Origin of the sequence: Phytopseudomonas daroniae (assembly GCF_004327285.1) — a bacterium.
GTDB classification, from domain to species: domain Bacteria; phylum Pseudomonadota; class Gammaproteobacteria; order Pseudomonadales; family Pseudomonadaceae; genus Aquipseudomonas; species Aquipseudomonas daroniae.
The window spans coordinates 44965-64560 of sequence record NZ_QJUI01000016.1 but is presented as its reverse complement, the minus strand read 5'-3'; the positions used below and the strand labels follow the sequence as shown (position 1 = coordinate 64560).

At 64.9% G+C, this 19596-nt stretch carries 15 protein-coding genes; 9 read left to right on the top strand and 6 right to left on the bottom strand.

Annotated elements, in window-relative coordinates:
- The first annotated feature begins 75 nt into the window (after window positions 1-75).
- Complete coding sequence (locus DNK06_RS18190) at window positions 76-1554, top strand: DASS family sodium-coupled anion symporter (RefSeq protein ID WP_131181412.1); 1479 nt, start codon at window positions 76-78, stop codon at window positions 1552-1554.
- Between the two features lie 27 nt (window positions 1555-1581).
- Here the strand turns inward: DNK06_RS18190 and DNK06_RS18185 are convergent, their stop codons facing one another.
- Window positions 1582-2478 carry a LysR family transcriptional regulator gene (locus tag DNK06_RS18185; protein WP_131181411.1) on the bottom strand — a complete coding sequence of 299 codons (897 nt, stop codon included), beginning with the start codon at window positions 2476-2478 and terminating at the stop codon, window positions 1582-1584.
- Window positions 2479-2552: 74 nt separating this feature from the next.
- Here DNK06_RS18185 and DNK06_RS18180 point away from each other — a divergent pair, with 74 nt between their 5' ends.
- The 4 genes from DNK06_RS18180 to DNK06_RS18165 all read left to right on the top strand — a co-directional run bounded on the left by DNK06_RS18180 (window position 2553) and on the right by DNK06_RS18165 (window position 9186).
- On the top strand, window positions 2553-5966 hold the full coding sequence (locus DNK06_RS18180; protein ID WP_131181410.1) for a molybdopterin-dependent oxidoreductase: 3414 nt from the start codon (window positions 2553-2555) through the stop codon (window positions 5964-5966).
- Window positions 5967-6125: 159 nt separating this feature from the next.
- On the top strand, window positions 6126-7574 hold the full coding sequence (locus DNK06_RS18175) for a short-chain fatty acid transporter (protein WP_131181409.1): 1449 nt from the start codon (window positions 6126-6128) through the stop codon (window positions 7572-7574).
- A 76-nt stretch (window positions 7575-7650) separates the two neighbouring features.
- Window positions 7651-8556: a bifunctional Delta(1)-pyrroline-2-carboxylate/Delta(1)-piperideine-2-carboxylate reductase gene (lhpI, locus tag DNK06_RS18170; protein ID WP_131181408.1), complete on the top strand. Its 906-nt coding sequence runs from the start codon at window positions 7651-7653 to the stop codon at window positions 8554-8556.
- A gap of 132 nt (window positions 8557-8688) precedes the next feature.
- Complete coding sequence (locus DNK06_RS18165; protein WP_131181407.1) at window positions 8689-9186, top strand: anti-virulence regulator CigR family protein; 498 nt, start codon at window positions 8689-8691, stop codon at window positions 9184-9186.
- A 139-nt stretch (window positions 9187-9325) separates the two neighbouring features.
- Here the strand turns inward: DNK06_RS18165 and pbpG are convergent, their stop codons facing one another.
- The 4 genes from pbpG to DNK06_RS18145 form a co-directional block, all read right to left on the bottom strand.
- Window positions 9326-10231: a D-alanyl-D-alanine endopeptidase gene (gene pbpG, locus DNK06_RS18160; protein ID WP_131181406.1), complete on the bottom strand. Its 906-nt coding sequence runs from the start codon at window positions 10229-10231 to the stop codon at window positions 9326-9328.
- Between the two features lie 173 nt (window positions 10232-10404).
- Window positions 10405-11268 (bottom strand): carboxylate/amino acid/amine transporter, encoded by an 864-nt coding sequence (locus tag DNK06_RS18155; protein ID WP_131181405.1) that lies wholly within the window; start codon window positions 11266-11268, stop codon window positions 10405-10407.
- Window positions 11269-11332: 64 nt separating this feature from the next.
- On the bottom strand, window positions 11333-11695 hold the full coding sequence (locus DNK06_RS18150) for a DOPA 4,5-dioxygenase family protein (protein ID WP_131181404.1): 363 nt from the start codon (window positions 11693-11695) through the stop codon (window positions 11333-11335).
- The gene (locus DNK06_RS18145; RefSeq protein ID WP_131181403.1) at window positions 11692-12645 is read right to left on the bottom strand and encodes a choline sulfate utilization transcriptional regulator; all 954 of its coding nucleotides are present in this window, start codon (window positions 12643-12645) and stop codon (window positions 11692-11694) included. Before DNK06_RS18145 ends, DNK06_RS18150 begins: the two co-directional genes overlap by 4 nt.
- A 113-nt stretch (window positions 12646-12758) precedes the next feature.
- On the opposite strand from DNK06_RS18145, the gene betC reads away from it, so the two are divergent.
- From betC to DNK06_RS18130, 3 genes are all read left to right on the top strand, one after another.
- Window positions 12759-14267: a choline-sulfatase gene (gene betC / locus DNK06_RS18140; RefSeq protein WP_131181402.1), complete on the top strand. Its 1509-nt coding sequence runs from the start codon at window positions 12759-12761 to the stop codon at window positions 14265-14267.
- A 100-nt stretch (window positions 14268-14367) separates the two neighbouring features.
- Window positions 14368-15297, top strand: a complete 930-nt coding sequence (gene choX / locus DNK06_RS18135; RefSeq protein ID WP_423228068.1) for a choline ABC transporter substrate-binding protein — start codon at window positions 14368-14370, stop codon at window positions 15295-15297.
- A 235-nt stretch (window positions 15298-15532) separates the two neighbouring features.
- A complete protein-coding gene (locus DNK06_RS18130; protein ID WP_131181401.1) occupies window positions 15533-17101 on the top strand; it encodes a SulP family inorganic anion transporter in 1569 nt (522 codons plus the stop codon).
- 58 nt (window positions 17102-17159) lie between these two features.
- Here the strand turns inward: DNK06_RS18130 and DNK06_RS18125 are convergent, their stop codons facing one another.
- Window positions 17160-18410, bottom strand: a complete 1251-nt coding sequence (locus tag DNK06_RS18125) for an MFS transporter (protein ID WP_131181400.1) — start codon at window positions 18408-18410, stop codon at window positions 17160-17162.
- 217 nt (window positions 18411-18627) lie between these two features.
- Here DNK06_RS18125 and DNK06_RS18120 point away from each other — a divergent pair, with 217 nt between their 5' ends.
- The gene (locus tag DNK06_RS18120) at window positions 18628-19530 is read left to right on the top strand and encodes an alpha/beta hydrolase (protein WP_131181399.1); all 903 of its coding nucleotides are present in this window, start codon (window positions 18628-18630) and stop codon (window positions 19528-19530) included.
- The last annotated feature ends 66 nt before the right edge of the window (window positions 19531-19596 follow it).

The window sequence follows — 19596 nt, the reverse complement described above, 5'->3', positions numbered from 1 at the left end:
GGCTGATCTGCCTCAACATGTGCGACGGCATGACGCGTTAGGGTTTCCCCACCGTTCCTTGTGCAGGAAGCCGTCATGCCCACCCTGACCCGCTCCACCTCCGCCATCCGTGTGCCCTGGGGCCTGCTGCTGGCACTGCTCGCCTGCGTGGCGGTCATCCTCCTGCCCACCCAGGACGGCCTGCCGATCGCCGGGCAGCGCATGCTGGCGATCCTGGTCTTCGCGGTGATCGTATGGATCAGCGAATCGGTGAGCTACGAGGTCAGTGCGATCATGATCATGGCGCTGATGGCCTTCCTGCTCGGCAGTGCGCCGACCCTGGCCGATCCCGACCAGCTGATCGGCACCAAGGACGCCCTGGCCATGGGTCTGGCCGGCTTCGCCAATTCGGCCCTGGCGCTGGTGGCCTCGGCGCTGTTCATCGCCGCGGCCATGACCCACACCGGGCTGGACAAACGCATCGCCCTGCTGACCCTGTCCCGGGTCGGCGCCAGCACCCACCGGGTGCTGCTCGGCGCCATCGCGGTGACCATCCTGCTCAGTTTCATCGTGCCCAGCGCCACGGCGCGGGTGGCCTGCATGGTGCCGATCATGATGGGGGTGATCGCCGCCTTCGGCGTGGACAAGCGTTCGGCCTTTGCCGGCGGCATCATGATCCTGGTCGCCCAGGCCACCAGCATCTGGAACGTCGGCATCCAGACCTCGGCGGCGCAGAACCTGCTGACGGTGGGCTTCATGCAGCGCCTGCTCGGCGAATCGGTGAGCTGGACGGACTGGCTGATCGCCGGCGCGCCCTGGAGCCTGCTGATGTCGGCGATCCTCTACTGGGTGATCCTCAAGGTCATGCCGCCGGAAACGGATCGCATCGAAGGCGGCAAGGAGACGGTGCGCAAGGCGCTGGCCGAACTGGGCCCGATGAGCGGCAGCGAACGCCGCCTGATGGCCATCAGCCTGACCCTGCTGGCGTTCTGGGCCAGCGAAGGCAAGCTGCACAGTTTCGACACCGCCTCCACCACCATGGTCGGCCTGGCGCTGCTGATGCTGCCGGGCATCGGCGTGATGGGCTGGAAGGAAGCCCAGGCGCGCATCCCCTGGGGCACGGTGATCGTCTTCGGCGTCGGCATCAGCCTCGGCACCGCGGTGCTGGCCACCGGGGCCGGCACCTGGCTGGCCAGGCTGATGGTCACCCACCTGGGCATGGAGGGCATGTCGCCGTTCTGGGTATTCGCCGTGCTCGGCCTGTTCCTGATCCTCATCCACCTCGGCTTCGCCAGCGCCACGGCGCTGACCTCGGCCATGCTGCCGATCATCATCGCCCTGCTGATGCAGCTCGGCGGCGACATCAATCCCCTGGGCATCAGCATGCTGCTGGGCTTCGTCATGAGCTTCGGCTTCCTGCTGCCTATCAACGCGCCACAGAACATGGTGTGCATCGCCACCGAAACCTTCACCTCCAAGCAGTTTCTGCGCACCGGCATCTGGCTGACCCTGGGCGGCTACCTGCTGATGCTGGTGTTCGCGGCGACCTGGTGGCGCTGGCTGGGCTGGATCTGAGGGGCGCCCGGGCTGGCGCTGAAACACCTAGTGAATGGCGTCACGCAGGAAGGCGGTCAGTGCCTGCCAGGTATCCTGCGCAGCATGCCTGGCGCTCCACACCAGGCCCACATCCATGGAGGGCACTTCATCGCTGAGCGGGCGCCGGGCGATGCGCTGCCCCTCCAGTGACCAGGGGCGGTAAACCAGGTCGGAAAGAATGGTGATGCCCTGCCCCGCGGCGACCAGGCTGCGTACCGCCTCGATCGAGCGGCTCTGCAGGCAGACCTGCGGTTTCAGCCCGTAGCTGCTCCAGTAGCGCTCCACCGTGGTCAGGTGTTCATCCATGTCCAGCAGCAGGTATTGCTGCGTGGCGACCTCGGCGAGGGATACGCGCTCCTGCTGGATCAGCGGATGCTCCGGGCTGGCCCAGAACTGGCGGGTGGAACGCAGCAGGATCTCACTGTGCAGGTCGGGGTGGCCGGACAGGTTGCTGGCGAGCACCAGGGCGAAATCCAGGCGCCCCGCCAGCAGCGCTTCTTCTATCTGCTGACGTTCCTGCTCGACGCAGATCACTTGCAGGCGCGGGAATTTGCGCCTCAGGGCGGGCAGCAATCGCGGCATCAGGTAGGCGCTGACGGTCTCGGTCAGGCCGATCAGCACCCGCCCCTGTACCTCGAGCGGCACGGTGCGTACGTCGTCCACGGCCTCTTCGAGCGTATGGATGACGCGCTGCGCATTACGCAGGAAGCGCAAGCCCTCCGTGGTCAGGCGCACCCCACCCGCCTGGCGGGTGAACAGGGGTATGCCCAACCCCTTTTCCAGCCCCTGCAGTGAGGCAGTCATGGCCGATTGCGATACATGACAGCGCAGTGCGGCGCGGGACACCTGGCCGGTTTCGGCCAGCGCCACGAAATGCTGTAACTGCCGGAACGTAGGCTGCATCGATTTTCCCGATAATGCTATTTCCAAAATTTGAATTGGGAATATCGCATTCAAGTGCCTTAGATTCCAGCTCCATGTCCTTTGGTACTGCATGGGTTTCTTCCTTGGCGCTCAAACCGGGTTACTGCACGCTCTGCCGCTCCCGCTGCGGCACACTCAACCTGGTCGAGAACGATCGGCTGATCGCCGTGCAGCCCAATCCCGAGCACCCCACCGGGGCGTCCATGTGCCTCAAGGGCAAGGCGGCGCCCGAGCTGGTGGACAGCGCCGAACGCTTGCTGCACCCCATGCGCAGGACGCGCCCCAAAGGCGATGCCGATCCCGGTTGGGTACGTATTTCCTGGGACGAGGCGCTGGACGAGATCGCCGAGCGCATGGCCACCATCAAAGCACGACGCGGTGCCGAGGCCTTCGCCTTCAGCGTGACCACGCCCAGCGGCACGCCGCTGAGCGACAGTATCGACTGGATCGAGCGGCTGATCCGCCGCTATGGCAGCCCCAACACCAGCTATGCCACCGAGATCTGCAACTGGCACAAGGATGTGGCCCACGCCTTCACCTTCGGCTGCGGCATTCCCACGCCGGACTATCGACACGCCGGCCTGATCCTGCTGTGGGGCCACAACCCGACCAATACCTGGCTCGCCCAGGCTCAGGCGATTGCCGACGGCCGAGGCAATGGCGCCAGGCTGCTGGTGATCGATCCTCGTGAAACGGCCCTGGCCCGTGAAGCGGATGTCTGGCTGCGGGTCAAGCCGGGCGCCGATGCAGCGCTGGCCATGGGCCTGGCGAATCTGTTGATCGAATCCGGGCGCTTCGATCTGGGCTTCATCGAGCGCTGGTCGAACGCCGCCTTGCTGGTACGTGAAGACAATGGCCGCTTCCTGCGCGCCTGCGACCTGGATGCTTCGGCGGACGACGCGTTGGTCGCCTGGGATGAAGCGGCTGGCCGCCCCAGGGCAATGCCTCAGGTGACGGAGGATGCACCCGGCGTTCGCGTCGCCCTGCGAGGCCACTTCACCGTCATGACCGAGGTCGGCGCAGTCGCCTGCCGGCCGGCGTTCGACCTGTACCGCGAAGCCTGCGCAGCGTTCACGCCAGGCCTGACCGCCGAGCTGACCTGGATCGACGAAGACGACTTGCGGCGTGCCGCCGACCTGATCGCAGAGGCCAGTAGCGTGGCCTACCATGCCTGGTCAGGTGTCGGGCAGCAGCGTAACGCCAGCCAGACGGAACGGGCCATCGCCTGCCTGTACGCGCTGACCGGCAGCTTCGACGCCCCTGGCGGCAATCGCCAGTTGGGCAAGGCCGCAGCGCGCGTGGTCAATGGCCTGGATCTGATCGACCCGGTGCAGCAGGCCAAGGCACTGGGACTTGCCCAGCGACCGCTGGGCCCGCCGGCGCAGGGCTGGATCATGGCGCGCGACCTGTATCGGGCGATCCTCGAGGGCATACCCTATCGGATCGAAGGGCTGCTGGCCTTCGGCAGCAACCCGCTGAGCTCCCAGGCCGACGCGGCCTTGGGCACCCAGGCGCTGCAGGCACTGGAGTTCTATGCCCACTGCGATCTGTTCATCAATCCCACTGCCCGCTACGCAGACATTCTGCTGCCGGTGAACACACCCTGGGAGCGAGAGGGTCTGCGTATCGGTTTCGAAATCTCCGAAGAGGCGCAGGAACATGTGCAGTTGCGCCAGCAGATGGTGCCCTCGCGGGGTGAAGCCCGATCCGACAACGATATCGTCTTCGCCCTGGCCAACCGTCTGGGCATGGCCGCCGACTTCTTTGGCGGCACGCTGGAGCAAGGCTGGAATGCGATGCTCGAGCCGCTGGGGCTCAGCGTCGGCCAGCTGCGCGAGAACCCCGAGGGTCTGCGCGTGCCGCTGCGGCACGAGTCGTTCAAATACCGCCGGGACGGCTTCGCCACGCCAACCGGGAGGGTGGAACTCTACTCCGAGCGTTTGCTGGAACATGGCTACCCACCGCTGCCGCTGGCGACGCCGCCAGCGGCTGAAGATCCACGCTTCCCCTTGCTGCTCAGTTCGGCGAAAAACGGCTACTTCTGCCACAGCCAGCATCGCAACCTGACCAGCCTGCGCCGCAAGGCCCTCGCGCCGACCTTGACGATTGCCACGGCGCTGGCCCGGGAAAAAGGCATTGCCGAGGATGACTGGGTACGGGTCGCCACCGCCAGCGGCAGCGCACGCTTCCAGGCGCGAATCGACGACCGCCTGCATCCACGCGTGGTGATCGGCGAGTTCGGCTGGTGGCAGCGCAACCAGGCGCTGGGGCTCGATGAAACGCCGCTGCTCGGCGATGGCAACACGCATTACAACGGCCTGGCCACGGCCGAGCATGCCGACCCGCTGAGCGGTTCGGTGCCGCTGCGCGACCTGCTGTGCAACCTGCGTCGGGAAGCCCCGCCGCAAGTGCTGCCGGCACGCTGGAACGGCATGCGCGACTTCGTCGTCGCCGAGCGGCACGCCGAGGCCGAGGGCGTGACCAGCGTCCTGCTGCGCCCGGTCGACGGCGGCCTGCTACCGGATTACCGCCCTGGGCAGCACATCACCCTGCGCATTCACACCACAGCCCACGGCGAGCAAACCCGCGCCTATTCGCTGACCGGCCCGGCGGTCGACCCGCAAAGGCGCCTGTATCGCATAGCCGTACGCCATGCCCGGGGGCAGCATGCCGATGGCCTGCCCTGGTCAGGCAAGGTGTCGTCGCACATCAATCTGGCACTGGCCGTTGGTGATCGTGTGGAGGTGCAGGCACCCAGCGGTACCTTCCTGATCCCCGCCAAGTCGGATCGGCCGCTGGTGTTCTATGCCGGCGGGATCGGTATCACGCCTTTCATCAGCGCCCTGGAAAGCGCCGCCGAGCTGGGCTTCGGTGGCGATATCCTGCTGCTGTACGGCAATCGCAATGGCCCGGGGCATGCTTTCAGGCATCGTCTGCAGGCTCTTGCCCAACGCCTGCCGGGCTTGCGCGTGGTCGACGCGTACAGCTCGCCGCTCGCTGCAGAGCGCACGGGAATCGACTATCAGGTGCTCGGCAACGTCACCCGCTGCATGGTGCCGGATGCGTTCTTCGCCAGGCGCGCCCTGCATTACCTGTGCGGCCCGCAGATCATGATGGACACCATCATCGGCGAGCTGGAAGCCGCCGGTGTGCCGAGATTCGACATATTCAATGAAGTGTTCCGCTCGCCGGCCGTGCTGCCGAGCGGCAACAGCCGTTTTGCCGTGACGTTCGCCCGAAGTGGGCAAACCCATGAATGGAATAACGAGGCCGGACCATTACTGACATTTGCCGAACGGCTGGGAATCCAGTTGCCGAGCGGATGCAGGGTCGGCCAATGCGAGAGCTGCGTGGTTCGCGTGCTGGAGGGCGAAGTCGTCCACCTGCACGGCAAGGATCCGGAAGATGCTCGCGTCTGCCTGAGCTGTCAGGCGATACCTGCCACAACTCTGACGCTGGATGCCTAGAGGGTCGGGGCCTCGCACGAGGTCACCGAGCACCTGACACCGGCGTTATCGACAAGAAGGTTCATGTAGCCGGCACGCCCTGGTGCGCACCGCTTGCAGAACCAATGAAGCGTGCCCTGCATGGCGCATGGGCATCGCCTAAAAACTGAGGGGTAGGTCATGAGCGTGGATATCACAACAAGCGCACCAGCGGCGGATGATTCCGGGCGCCTGGAAAAGATTGCCGTCAGCGTCAGCAACTGGTCGGAGAAATGGTTTCCCGATGCCTATGTATTCGCGGCATTGGCAGTGATCGTCGTGGCTCTCGGGGCCTGGGCCATGGGGGCTCCGGCCGCGCAAGTGGCGCAGGGTTTCGGTGATGGCTTCTGGAGCCTGATTCCCTTCACCATGCAGATGGCCGTGGTGGCCATTTCCGGCTATATCGTCGCCGTCTCGCCGCCAGCGTCCAAGTTGATCGACGCCCTGGGGCGGATGCCGAAAACCGCGCGGGGCGCGGTGGTCATGATCGCCACGGTGAGCCTGGTATCGACACTCTTCAACTGGGCCATCAGCCTGATCTTCAGCGGCCTGCTGGCCCGCGCCGTGGCCCGTCGCACGGATCTGCGCGTGGACTACCGGGCCATGGGCGCCGCGGCCTACATCGGCATGGGGGCCATCTGGGCGCTGGGCATCAGCTCGGCACCGGCACAACTGATGGCCAACCCGGCGAGCCTGCCCAGCGGCCTGCTGGAAATCACCGGCGTGCTGCCGTTCACGGAAACCATCTTTCTCTGGCAGTCGATCGTCATGACCCTGGCCTTGCTGCTGATCTCGATCCTGGTCTGCTATTACTCGGCGCCCACCGGTGAGCGCATCAAGACCGCTGAGGATCTCGGCGTGGATCTGCACGACTCGGATATCCAGGTGGAAAAACCGAACCGACCGGGAGAATGGCTGGAGCATTCGCCACTGATAACCCTGGCCATCGTGGCCATCAGCGGCGTGTGGCTGTTCGGCGAGTTCACCGGCAAGGATCCCTTGCTGGCCATCTCCAGCCTCAATACTTACAACTTTCTGTTCCTCACCCTCGGCATGCTCTTGTGCTGGCGGCCGATCCGTTTCATCAAGGCGTTCTACAAGGCCGTGCCTTCGGTGGGCGGCGTGCTGATCCAGTTCCCGCTCTATGGCGGCATCGCCTTCATGATGACCAAGGTGGCCAACGACCAGGGCGAAACGCTTTCGCACCTGCTGGCATCCGGTTTCGTCGCAGTGGCCACGCAGGAGAGCTTCTCGGTGGTCATGGGCATCTATTCCGCGGTGCTGGGCTTCTTCATCCCCTCCGGGGGCGGCAAATGGCTGATCGAGGCGCCGTACGTGATGCAGGCGGCGAACGATCTGCAGGTTCATCTGGGCTGGGCTGTGCAGGTCTACAACGCCGCCGAAGCGCTGCCGAACCTGATCAACCCGTTCTGGATGCTGCCACTGCTGGGCGTACTCGGCCTCAAGGCGCGCGACATCGTCGGCTTCACCTTCACCCAGCTGCTGGTGCACGCCCCGCTGGTGCTGTTCCTGCTCTGGGTCTTCGCCGGCACCCTGACCTACGTTCCCCCCGTGATGCCGGGCTCCTGACGGCCGCGCCCCGTACAGACGAGCTGTACGGGGCATGAACTCACGCATCCTTTCACCGACATCAGGCTTTACGGATATGCACATCTATACCGCGCAGCAAACCGCTGAACTCCTGCCATTCGACGCGCTGGTCGCCGCCCTGCGAACGGCCGCGAGCGAGTATGCCGACGGCCTGATCACCAGCCCCGAGCGCATGGTCGTCCCCCTCGGCACAGACGGCGTCATGCTCAGCATGCCGGCAGTCGCTGCCGATATCGCCATCCACAAGCTGGTCAACGTGCAACCTGGCAACACGGCGCGGGGCTTGCCCACCATCCATGGCCAGGTCGCTGCCTTCGACAGCGCGACCGGGCACCCCCTGTTCACCCTGGACGGGCCGGTCGTGACGGGCCGGCGCACCGCCGCGGTTTCGCTGCTGGGTATCGAGACCTTGCTGCCGACGGCGCCGAAGTCGATTCTCATCATCGGCACCGGCACCCAGGCCGTGCATCACGTGCAGGCGTTACAGGCGCTGTATCCCTTGGCAAGCATCTGGATCCGCTCCAGGAGCGAAGCCAAGGCGCAGGCATTCTGCGCCCGGTACGGCGGGGCCCAGGCCAACCTTGCGGTTTGTCCGGCGCAGGCGATTCCCGAAGCGGTCGACGTGGTCATAACCGTAACCACCAGCCGCACGCCAGTCTATGACGAGGCGGCGCTGGCCGGGCGCCTGGTGGTGGCTGTCGGTGCCTTCACGCCCGATCTGGTCGAGATCGGCGGGAAAACCATCGGCCAGAGCCAGCTGTTCGCCGACGATCTGGCTGGTGCCAGGCATGAAGCGGGAGATTTGATCCAGGCCGGCGTCGACTGGGATGAGGTGCGCCCCCTGGTCGCCGCGTTGCCATCATGGCCACGAACGGATCGGCCGATCCTGCTCAAGACGGTAGGCTGTGCCGCCTGGGATCTGGCCGCTTGCCGTACCGCGCGCAGGATGATGGCCAGCTGAGAAGCCGCAGCGCCCAAGGTAAATGTTTCTTTACAAAGGAGCATTCGCCCGCCGTTGCAGCCTAAGCTTGCGTACCCGGCCGCCTGAACCAACCGGCCGGGGCCTCTTCATCCGCACCGCAAGGATCACACCATGCCAGTCAGAACCTCCTCGATCATCACCCTCGGCCTGCTTGCGACACTCACTGCCGGGATGCTGCAGGCGGCGCCGCAGGGTGCCAGGCAGGATCAGCCCGGCGGCAATTCGCAGCAGCACGTCGGCGGCAACCAGATCCAGGCGCCCGGTGGTGCCGGCAACGGTCAGCGTCAGGCAGGCGGCGGCCAGTCAACGCCTGGCAAGCAACAGGCGCAGCAGAATCGTGGCCAGCCGCCGCAGGATTTCAGTTCGGTGCACCAGGCGTTCCACGAGCGGCGCGAGCAGATCGGCCGTGGGCCGGCGCTGCCGCCCGATGTGCGCATCGTCAAAGGCCAGCCCCTGCCCAAAGGCTACGGCAAGCGCCTGGACAGCCGCGCGCTGCAGGGCCTGCCCCATTACGAAGGCTACGAGTGGCGGCGCGTGGGCAGCGACATGGTGCTGGTGGCGCTTACCACCGGCATCGTCTACACCATTCTCAGCGGCGTGCTGAACTGAGCCATGGCGCGGCGGGCGCCCTCGTCCGCCACCTCGCCAGCAGGGTCGCCCCGATCCTGCGACCGACCAACGCCTGCATTTGACGCGGCGCACCGGGCAGCGCAACGATGCGCTGCCGTCAGGTGCTCGAATCTTACCCCTACTGGGCGGCCTGCAGCTGGCGTTGCGAAGCACGCTGCTGTTTGTAGGCGAGAGCGGCGGGCGCGACCGGTGTGACCTTGCCGGTTTCCACCCACTTGCGCAGGCGGCTGGCGTCGGCCATGTGGGTGTACTTGCCGAAGGCGTCGAGCACCACGAAGGCCACGGGCTTGCCGGCCATGGTGGTGCGCATCACCAGGCAGTGCCCGGCGCGGTTGGTGAAGCCGGTCTTGGTCAGCTGCACATCCCAGTCGGCCTTGCGGGTCAGGCCGTTGGTATTGCGGAAACCCAGGGTGTAGTTGGGTTTGTGGAAAGCCACGGTCTTTTCCGGCGTCGCGCTGAGCTCACCGATCAGCGGATATTTGCTCGTCGCCTTGAGCAGCTTCACCAGGTCGTTGGCGCTGGAGACGTTGTGCTCGGATAGACCGGTAGGTTCGACATAGCGGGTCTGGGTCATACCGAGGGCGCGAGCCTTGGCGTTCATCGCCGCGACGAAAGCAGTGACGCCACCCGGATAATGATGGGCAAGGCTGGAGGCAGCGCGGTTCTCGGACGACATCAGGGTCAGCAGCAGCATCTCGCGGCGGCTGATCTCGCTGCCCAGTCGCACGCGCGAATACACGCCACGCATGTCGTGCACGTCCTGGATGATCACCGGCAGTTGCTCGGTCAGCGGCAGCTTGGCGTCGAGGGTGACCATCGCGGTCATCAGCTTGGTCACCGAAGCGATCGGCACCACCATGTCGGAATTACTGGAATACAGCACCTTGTTGGTGCTCAGGTCGACCAGCAGAGCACTACCGGAGGCGAGTTCCTGCTTGGCGGGGGCGGCAGCTTTGGCGGCCAGAGGCGAGACGATGAACAGGCAGGCCAGAGCGACGCTGGCGAAGGGGCGACGAATATTCACGATGGCATTCACTAAGCAAGAGATGGCTGAAAAGGCGCTCCATGCCGGTGGAAGAACGTCATCCGTGGCCCTACTCAAAATAAATAGGGTTTGGAAAACAGCTGATTGCGTATGCAATTGAAGGTGCGATGTTAGCACCCGTCAAGGCGGGTTCCCATTCTCCGATAAATGGATCAACCGGCGATAGATCGCCGACGCCCCAGGCGATTCAGCCACAGCGAGGCGAGAATGATCGCGCCACCCAGCGCCAGCCGGGGAATATCGGCGTCGCGATTCCAGATCAGCAGGTTCACCAGCAAGCCGGCAGGCACGTGTAGCTCGTTGAGCACCGCCAGGGTGCCGGCATCCACCTTGACGCTGCCCTTGACCCACCAGAACAGCCCCAGCGCCGTGGCGAACAGACCCATCCACAAGAGGATGCCCCATTGCAGCGCGGTTTGCGGCAGCTTGTCCGGGTTGCCGAAGAGCAGGAACGACGGCAACACCAGCAGCATGGCACCCAGGAAGAAGTGGCCGAAAAAGCGATGCAGCGGCTGCTCGGTCGGGTAGCGCAGCAGCAACTGGCGGCATAGCACCTGGCCGGCCGCGAAAGTGAGATTGGCCAGTTGCAGCAGCAGGAAGCCGATCAGGTATTCACCTTCCAGACGCTCGAAGCGGATCACCACGCCGCCGCCCACCGCGACCAGTGCGGCGACCAGCGACCAGGGGCTGAAGCGGCGCGCCAGGGCGTCATCGAGCAGGGTTACGTAGATCGGCGTGAGCACGGTGAACAGCAGCACCTCCGGCACCGTCAACACCTGGAAACTGCGGTACAGACACAGGTAGGTGACCCCGAACTGCAGCGCCCCAGCCAACCAGAAGCCAGCCAGTAAACGCCGCGGTAGCCCACGCCAGAGGGTGAACGGCAGGAACACCAGTGCCGCCACAGCCACCCGCGCCAGCACGGCAAAATCGCTGTCGACCCGGCCCGCCAGGTATTCGCCGATCAGGCTGAAGGAAAACGCCCAGAGGACGGTAACAGCGAGCAGGTAGGGCATGGCACGGGCTCTCGAAAAATCAGGCGCGGATCATACCGTGCCAGAACCCCTGCGTCAGAGGTGCTCAAAGCTCAAAGGTCAGCGGCCCACCTTCCGACAGACCCGATAGATCCAGCGGCCGTACCGCGCCCATCCACAGGGCGCGGTCGCGGTGGTCGATCAGGTCATTGCCGGTGATCGGGTGGATAAAGACCACCAGCTCGCCGCGATTGAGCATCAACCAGGGGATCAACTCGCCGAACAGCTCGACGCCAAACGCCAGTTGGCAGCTCCAGTCCGGGTGCGGGCCCACGGGCTTCTGGTGCATGCGCCCCATCTTCACTGCAAAGCGTGCCGCAGCGGATTCGCACAGCCTGCGCGCCTGCTCCAGGCTGCTGGCATCGAAATACACATGGGCGTGGTAGCCGCGGATGCGGATATCGGTCATATGGCGATTCCCCGTGGATTGATCGCACCCTGCAGAGGCGGCAGCGTCTCGCGCAACAGTTCGTCACGCAACCAGTCGACGAAGTTCTGCACCAGCCGTACCCGCCGTTTGCGTTCGGGCAGCACCACGTAATAGCCGAATTCGGAGGTTGCGGTGCGGCCGTCGATACGGCGGAGCAGACCCTGGGCCAGCAGCTCGTCGACCAGATGGCGCCAGCCGATGGCCACGCCCTGGCCAGCGATGGCGGCCTGGATAAGCAAAGTGTAGTTGTCGAAGCGCAGGCTGCCGGGGATGGGCGTTTCGGCGATGCCCAGGGCGCGAAACAGACCATTCCAGTCGAACCAGCGCGAGCGGTTTTCCGGGCGCAAGTGCAACAACGGCAGGCGCGCCAGTAGTTCATTGGCGGAGGCGCTCTGGCCGTTGAGCAAATGCGGGCTGCACACTGGAAACGCTTCCTCCTCGAACAGCAGGTGCACCTGGCCATTCTTCAGGCGCCCGTCGCCAAAGGAGATGGCGACATCGATCTCCGCCGGCAGGCTGGCCATATCACGCTCGCTGGTGACCAGGCTGACATCGACCTCCGGATACAACTGATGGAAACGCTGCAGCCGTGGCATCAGCCAATAGGCGGCGAAGGCGAAATCGGTGGCGACCTGCAGCACCTCGTGCTGCTGCCGCCCGACCACCGCCTCCAGGCCGGCATCCAGGACTGCCAGGCCCTCCTGAACCGGGCCCAGCAGCGTTTCGCCGGCTTCGGTCAGCACGATTCCACGGTAAACGCGGTCGAACAGGCGGGTCGCCAACCGTTCTTCCAGGCGCTTGATCTGCTGACTGATGGCCGGCTGGCTGCTACCGAGCTCAGCCGCTGCGGCGGTAAAGCTCAAGTGGCGCGCTGCAGACTCGAACACCCGCAACACGTCCAGGGAGATTCCTTCGAGCGCCTTAAGCATAAGCTGTGCTTATCCTAGTCATGTACCTCATCCGGGTTTACCCAGGCCTGGCGAGGCTGGATGATCAAAATAGCACTCTCGCATAAAACAACCATATGGAACACACAACCGCCATGAAACGCCCGAACATCCTTTTCATCATGGCCGACCAGATGGCCGCGCCGCTTTTGCCACTGCACGATCCGGCCTCGCCGATCAAGGTGCCGAACCTGCAGCGCCTGGCCGCCGAGGGCGTGTTGTTCGATTCCGCCTACTGCAACAGCCCGCTGTGCGCGCCCTCGCGCTTCACCCTGGTCAGCGGCCAGTTGCCCAGCCAGATCGGCGCCTACGACAATGCCGCCGACTTCCCCGCCGACGTGCCGACCTACGCTCACTACCTGCGCCGTCTCGGTTACCGCACGGCGCTGTCCGGCAAAATGCATTTCTGCGGCCCGGATCAGTTGCACGGCTACGAGGAACGTCTGACCAGCGACATCTATCCCGCCGACTACGGCTGGGCCGTGAACTGGGACGAGCCCGAGGTGCGCGCCAGTTGGTACCACAACATGTCCTCGGTGCTGCAGGCCGGCCCTTGCGTGCGCACCAACCAGCTCGACTTCGACGAAGAGGTGGTGTTCAAGGCCCAGCAGTACCTCTACGACCACGTGCGCGTGACGCCGGATCAGCCGTTCTGCCTGACCGTGTCGATGACCCATCCGCACGACCCGTACACCATTCCCGAGGAATACTGGGATCGCTACAGCGATGACGATATCCCCCTGCCCCGCCAGGTGATCGACCAGGCCGAGCAGGATCCCCACTCCCAGCGCCTGCTCAAGGTCATCGACCTGTGGGACAAGCCGCTGCCCGAGCACAAGATCCGCGACGCGCGCCGCGCCTACTTCGGCGCCTGCAGCTACATCGACGACAACATCGGCAAGCTGCTCAAGACCCTCAAGGACTGCAAGCTGGCCGACGACACCATCATCGTGTTCTCCGGCGATCACGGCGACATGCTTGGCGAACGCGGCCTCTGGTACAAGATGCACTGGTTCGAGATGGCCGCCCGGGTACCGCTGCTGATCCACGCACCGGCGCGTTTCGCGGCGCACCGGGTCAGCCAGTCGGTGTCCACCGTCGACCTCTTGCCGACCCTGGTGGAGCTGGCCGGCGGCCAGGTGGAAACCGGCCTGGCACTCGACGGCCGCTCGCTGTTGCCGCACCTGCAGGGCAGCGGCGGACACGACGAAGTGCTCGGCGAGTACATGGCCGAAGGCACCACCAGCCCGCTGATGATGATTCGCCGCGGCGAGTGGAAATTCATCTACTCCGAAGAGGATCCGCTGCTGCTGTTCAACGTGGCGAGCGACCCGCAGGAACGCGAGAACCTGGCCGAGTCGCCGGATCATCGCGAGCAGGTCGCGTCCTTCCTCGCCCAGGCACGCGGCCGTTGGGACATTGCCGCGATCCACCGCGCCACCCTGGCCAGCCAGCGTCGCCGCCGCCTGGTCGCCGAAGCCCTCGGCAAAGGTGCGCTGAAGAGCTGGGATCACCAGCCGATGGTCGACGCCAGCGAGCAATACATGCGCAACCACATCGACCTCGACGATCTGGAGCGCCGCGCCCGCTTCCCCCAACCGTGACGCAGCGTGCCGGGTGACCCAGCGGAAAACCGCGGGAACCCGGCACGCTCGCCTGCGTCGCATAGCCTGCCAAACTAAAAATCGACATAAGGAAATAGGCATGAAGACATTCAAGACGGCCGTCACCGGCAGCCTGCTCATGGCCGCCACCCTCGCCTCCCAGGCCCACGCCGAAGACGCCAGTTGCGCCACGGTGAAACTCGGTGATCCAGGCTGGAGCGACATTGCCGTGACCAACGGCATCGCCAGCCTGGTACTCGAAGGCCTGGGCTACAAGGTGCAGACCCAGACCCTCGGCGTGCCGATCATTTTCGCCGGCCTGCAAAAGGGCCAGGTCGATGTGTTCCTCGGCAACTGGATGCCCGCGCAGCAGGCCAACTACGACAAGTTCGTCGCCAACGGCAAGGTGGACAAGGTCGCCGAAAACCTCAGCGGCACCGAGTACACCCTGGCTGTGCCGACCTATGCCTATGACGCCGGGGTGAAGACCTTCGCCGACCTGGAAAAACACGCCGACAAGTTCGGCCGCAAGATCTACGGCATCGCTTCCGGCGCGCCGGCCAACGAGTCGATCAAGGAAATCATCGCCGCCAACGAATTCGGCCTGAAGGATTGGACGCTGATCGAATCCAGTGAGCAGGCCATGCTGGTACAGGTCGGCCGTGCGGTGCGGCGCGACGAGTTCGTCGCCTTCCTCGGCTGGACACCGCACCCGATGAACGTGCAGTACGACATGAAGTACCTCAAGGGTGGCGAGAAGTACTTTGGCGAGAGCGGCAGCGTCAACACCCTGGCCCGCAAGGACTATGCGGCGCAATGCCCGAACGTTGGCAAACTGCTGAGCAACCTGACGTTCACCCAGGACATGGAGAACGCCATCATGGACAAGGTACTGAGCAAGCAGGCGAGCAACGACCAGGCCGTGAAGGATTGGCTCAAGGCCAATCCCGAGGTGATCGACGGCTGGCTGCAGGGTGTCACTACCCGCGATGGCGGCGACGCGGTTGCGGCGGTGAAGGCCAAGCTGTAGGGCAGTTAAGTGGCGGAAGCGGACAATCGCAGGTCGTAGGATGGGTGCAACCCATCGGCAATTGATGGGTTTCACCCATCCTACGGCTGTAGGGTGGGCTTTAGCCCACCAGATCGAATGGCCGCTATCGCCTTTCCAAAGCCATACACGCGATGCGCTCGAGCACTCCGGGAAATCATGACGAAAGCCTCTGTTACTCTGCTTGCCACCTAATCATCCGCCCCCGAGCGACCGCATGCGCTTACCCAGCCGCTACAGCCTGTTCCCATTCCTGCTCTGGTGGCCGAGTATCACCCGGCGTACCCTGGGTACGGATCTGCTGGTCGGGCTGAGCGGCGCCATTCTGGCCTTGCCGCAATCGATCGCCTACGCGCTGATCGCCGGGCTGCCCGCCGAGTACGGGCTGTATGCGGCCATCGTGCCGGTGATCATCGCCTGCCTGTGGGGCTCGTCGTGGCACCTGATCGCCGGGCCGACGGCGGCCATCTCCATCGTCCTGTTCACCAGCGTCAGCCCCATGGCCAGGCCAGGTAGCGACGAGTTCGTCGCGCTGGTGCTGGTGCTGACCTTTCTCGCCGGGCTGTTCCAGTGGCTGCTGGGGCTGCTGCGCTTCGGTAATCTGGTCAACTTCGTCTCACCCTCGGTGGTGCTCGGCTTCACCCTGGGCGCCGCTCTGGTGATCGCCCTCGGCCAGTTGCCCAACCTGCTGGGCCTGGAGGTCGACAGCCAGCGTACCGCCGTCGCGACCCTGCTCGCCCTCGTCGAGCACCTCGGGCAAGCCGACTGGCATGCGCTGCTCGTGGCGCTGTTCACCCTGACGGTGAGCCTGTTGTGTCGGCGCTTGTGGCCGCGCTTGCCGGCGCTGCTCATCGGCGTGGTCGCTGGCAGCCTGCTGGTCGCCGCCCTGCCGGGGTTCTTCGCCAGCATCGCCCTGGTCAACGCCTTCGAGGGCAAGCTGCCGCCGCTCACCACGCTGCACTTCGAGGTCAACAGCCTGCTGCAACTGCTGCCCGCCGCCATCGCCTGCGGCATGCTCGGCCTGGTCACCAGCCTGTCCATCGCCCGCTCCCTGGCGAGCAAATCCCAGCAGGTGCTGGACGCCAACCAGGAGGTACGCGCCCAGGGCCTGTCCAACCTGATCGGCCCCTGGTTCTCCGGTTCGCTGTCGGCCGGCTCCTTCACCCGTTCGGCGTTGAACCTGCAGGGCGGCGCCACCTCACCACTGGCCGGTGTGTTCTCCGCCGTACTGGTGGCGGCGTTCGCGCTGTTCTGTGCAGCGCTGATCGCCCATATCGCCCTGCCAAGCATGGCCGCGGCCATCCTGCTGATCTGCTGGGGGCTGGTGGATGTAGCCGGGGTACGGGCATTGCTGCGGGTCAGCCGCGCGGAGTTCGTGGTGATGCTGCTGACCCTGCTGGCCACCCTGCTGCTGGAGCTGCAGACGGCGATCTACGCCGGCGTGCTGGCCTCGCTGTTCTTCTACCTCAAGCGCACCTCACAGCCGCGCTTCAAATACACCCGCGACGGCGACGACGAACTGCTGCGCCTGGAAGGCTCGATCTTCTTCGGCGCCTGCCACTACGTGCAGCAAGTGTTGCAGCTCAGCCGTGGCGAGCGGGTGGTGGTCGATGCCCGGCACATCAACTTCATCGATTACGCCGGCGTGGAAATGCTCCACCAGGAAGCACGTCGCCTGCACACCCAGAACCGCCAACTGGTTCTGCGCCACGCCCGCCCCCACGTGATCGACGAAATCCACAAACTCGAAGGTGCCGCCACCTGCCCCGTGCAGTTCGAGGATTGAGCCAACCATTTCCCGGGTATCGCTGCGCTCAACACCGGGCTACGGAAAGCGTGCGTCTCTAGCGCCAGCCGTGGCGGCGAAAATAGCGCCACACCAACAACAGCGCCGCCAGTCCCAGGATGCCTGCGCAGATGAACAGGCCGCCATAGCCCAACGCCTTGGCCAGCACGCCGCTGGCCGCGCCGACGAAGCCGCCGAGGAGGATCTGCGTGGAGGCCTGCAGGGTGAAATCCGCGCCCTCGTGACCGCTGCGGCACTGGCGCATCATCGCGGCGAACAGTGCCACGGTGGACAGACCATCCGCCGCCTGCTCGAACAGCGTCAACGCGTACACCAGAGACGCATCACCGCCGCGGCTCACCAGCAGCGCCAATGCGGCAAGACTCAGCGCCTGCAGTACACCGAAGATCAGCAGCGCGCGCAGCACACCCAGGCGCGCATAAAGCAGACCACCAAGCAACGCACCACCAATCCCGACCAGACTGCTGATCAACGTCAGTTGCCCCAGCTCGGCGTTGCTCCAGCCCTGATCCACCAGCATCGGTTTGATCATCGGCGAACCCAGGGCATCACCCAGCTTGAACGTCAGCACTACCGCCAGCCACAAGCCCATGCCCGGCAGCGCCAGCAGCCCGCGGTAATGGCGCAGCAACAGGCCAGGGCCCACCGGCTCGGTAGAGGCGGCCTGAGGTGGCAAGTGGCGCGTCTCGGCAAAGCGCCAGATCGGCAACAGCGTCAGCGCCAGCAACAGAGTCAGCCAGAGCAAAGACAGGTTCCAGCCAAAGCGGTCGATCACCAGCAGCAGGCCACTGCCGCTGACGATCATCCCCACCTTGTAGCCACCCACCTGCAGACTGTTGCCAAGCCCGCGCCAGCGCTCCGGCAACAGGCGTACGGTCAGGCCATCGGTGGCGATATCCTGAGTCGCGGCGGCCAGGTTGACCAACACCAGCAGACCAAGCAGAAGCGGTAGATGGGCACCGAACAAGGCATCGGGCGAGAGCATCGCCAGCGCCAGGAGAATCAGCAGCACGCCGCTCTGCAAGGGTAGAATCCAGCCACGGTGATGGCCCAGGCGCCGCGACGACAAACGATCCACCCAGGGCGCCCACAGCACCTTGAGCAACCAGGGCAACGCCAGCAACTTGAGCAGGCCGATCAGCGCCAGATCCACACCGTGCTGACGCATCAGCACCGGCAATGCATGGGCGATCAACCCCGACGGCAGGCCCTGGGCACAATACAGCGACGCCAGCAGCACCAGAGTGGCACCCGCAGGGCGGCGCAAATCGGAAGGCGTGGACGACATGGGTGAATCCGCAGGAGATGAACGGCGCAGCATAGCGCAGGCTTGAAAGCGGCAGCAGGCATGTCATGATCCGGTAACAACTCGATACCCGAAACCCGCGACCTAGACGAACGCCAGCGCTCCGTTCCGGTCTACTCGCCTATCACCCTTTCGCGCCCCTCTGCTGCCTTCAGCGAAGCAGACAGTGGCGTCGCGTTTTCGAGCAGTGCGGAGTTCCATGGCCACATCACTTATCCACACCCTGCGCCGCCGCTGGTTCAGCCTGAGCCTGCTGCTGTGCCTGGCCGTCGGCCTGCCGGTCGGTTGCGCCAAACTTGAAGAAAAGGAACGCGAACTGGTGTTCCGCATCGAGCCCGGCACCGCCAGCTGGTTCAGCGGCCTGCCCGTCGGCGTGGAGGAAATGACCCTCAGCGCACCAACGTTCGGCGATACCCAGAACATCCACGCCTGGTGGTGGCCAGCACGCAAGGCAGACGCACCGACGCTGCTGTACCTGCACGGCTCGCGCTGGAACCTGACCGGCCAGTTGTTTCGCATCGAACAACTGCATGCCATGGGCTTCTCGGTACTGGCCATCGACTACCGAGGCTTCGGCGAAAGCCTCGGCGAGCTGCCCTCCGAGCGCACCATTTACGAAGACGCCGAGATCGCCTGGCAGCGCCTCACCGAACTGCAACCGGATCCAGCCAAGCGTTTCGTCTACGGCCATTCCCTGGGCGGCGCCGTGGCGGTCAACCTGACCGAATCCCTGGGTCGCAACCGCCACACACCGCCGCTGGCCGGGCTGATCATCGAGTCGACCTTCACCAACCTGGCCGACGCCGCCACCGAAGTGGCCGCCGAATACACATCGCTGCCGGTGCGCTGGCTGCTGTCGCAGAAATTCGATTCACTGAGCAAGATCGGTGATATCAAGGTGCCGGTGCTGATCGCCCATGGCACCGGCGACCGCTATGTCCCAGCCCGTTTCAGCGAAAGCCTCTACCAGGCCGCCAGTGAGCCCAAGCGCCTGCTGCTGATCAACGGCGGCAACCACAACAACAGCATGCGCACCGGCAGCGGCGAGTACCAAGAGGCGATCCGCACGCTGTTCGCGCCGAAGGCCGTGAGCCGCGGGTAGCCAGTTTCTGAACTGGTGAGGCCCGCTACCCGTTTGCGCCACATACAAAAACGCCCGACATGCAGA

What these genes read in the sequence shown, in the direction of transcription:
- DNK06_RS18190 (WP_131181412.1), top strand. Translation starts at nt 76, where the DNA reads ATGCCCACCCTGACCCGCTCCACCTCCGCCATCCGTGTGCCCTGGGGC.
- lhpI (WP_131181408.1), top strand. Translation starts at nt 7,651, where the DNA reads ATGCACATCTATACCGCGCAGCAAACCGCTGAACTCCTGCCATTCGAC.
- DNK06_RS18165 (WP_131181407.1), top strand. Translation starts at nt 8,689, where the DNA reads ATGCCAGTCAGAACCTCCTCGATCATCACCCTCGGCCTGCTTGCGACA.
- betC (WP_131181402.1), top strand. Translation starts at nt 12,759, where the DNA reads ATGAAACGCCCGAACATCCTTTTCATCATGGCCGACCAGATGGCCGCG.
- DNK06_RS18155 (WP_131181405.1), bottom strand. Translation starts at nt 11,268, where the DNA reads ATGCCCTACCTGCTCGCTGTTACCGTCCTCTGGGCGTTTTCCTTCAGC.
- DNK06_RS18175 (WP_131181409.1), top strand. Translation starts at nt 6,126, where the DNA reads ATGAGCGTGGATATCACAACAAGCGCACCAGCGGCGGATGATTCCGGG.
- DNK06_RS18150 (WP_131181404.1), bottom strand. Translation starts at nt 11,695, where the DNA reads ATGACCGATATCCGCATCCGCGGCTACCACGCCCATGTGTATTTCGAT.
- DNK06_RS18125 (WP_131181400.1), bottom strand. Translation starts at nt 18,410, where the DNA reads ATGTCGTCCACGCCTTCCGATTTGCGCCGCCCTGCGGGTGCCACTCTG.
- DNK06_RS18180 (WP_131181410.1), top strand. Translation starts at nt 2,553, where the DNA reads ATGTCCTTTGGTACTGCATGGGTTTCTTCCTTGGCGCTCAAACCGGGT.
- choX (WP_423228068.1), top strand. Translation starts at nt 14,368, where the DNA reads ATGAAGACATTCAAGACGGCCGTCACCGGCAGCCTGCTCATGGCCGCC.
- DNK06_RS18145 (WP_131181403.1), bottom strand. Translation starts at nt 12,645, where the DNA reads ATGCTTAAGGCGCTCGAAGGAATCTCCCTGGACGTGTTGCGGGTGTTC.
- DNK06_RS18120 (WP_131181399.1), top strand. Translation starts at nt 18,628, where the DNA reads ATGGCCACATCACTTATCCACACCCTGCGCCGCCGCTGGTTCAGCCTG.
- DNK06_RS18185 (WP_131181411.1), bottom strand. Translation starts at nt 2,478, where the DNA reads ATGCAGCCTACGTTCCGGCAGTTACAGCATTTCGTGGCGCTGGCCGAA.
- DNK06_RS18130 (WP_131181401.1), top strand. Translation starts at nt 15,533, where the DNA reads ATGCGCTTACCCAGCCGCTACAGCCTGTTCCCATTCCTGCTCTGGTGG.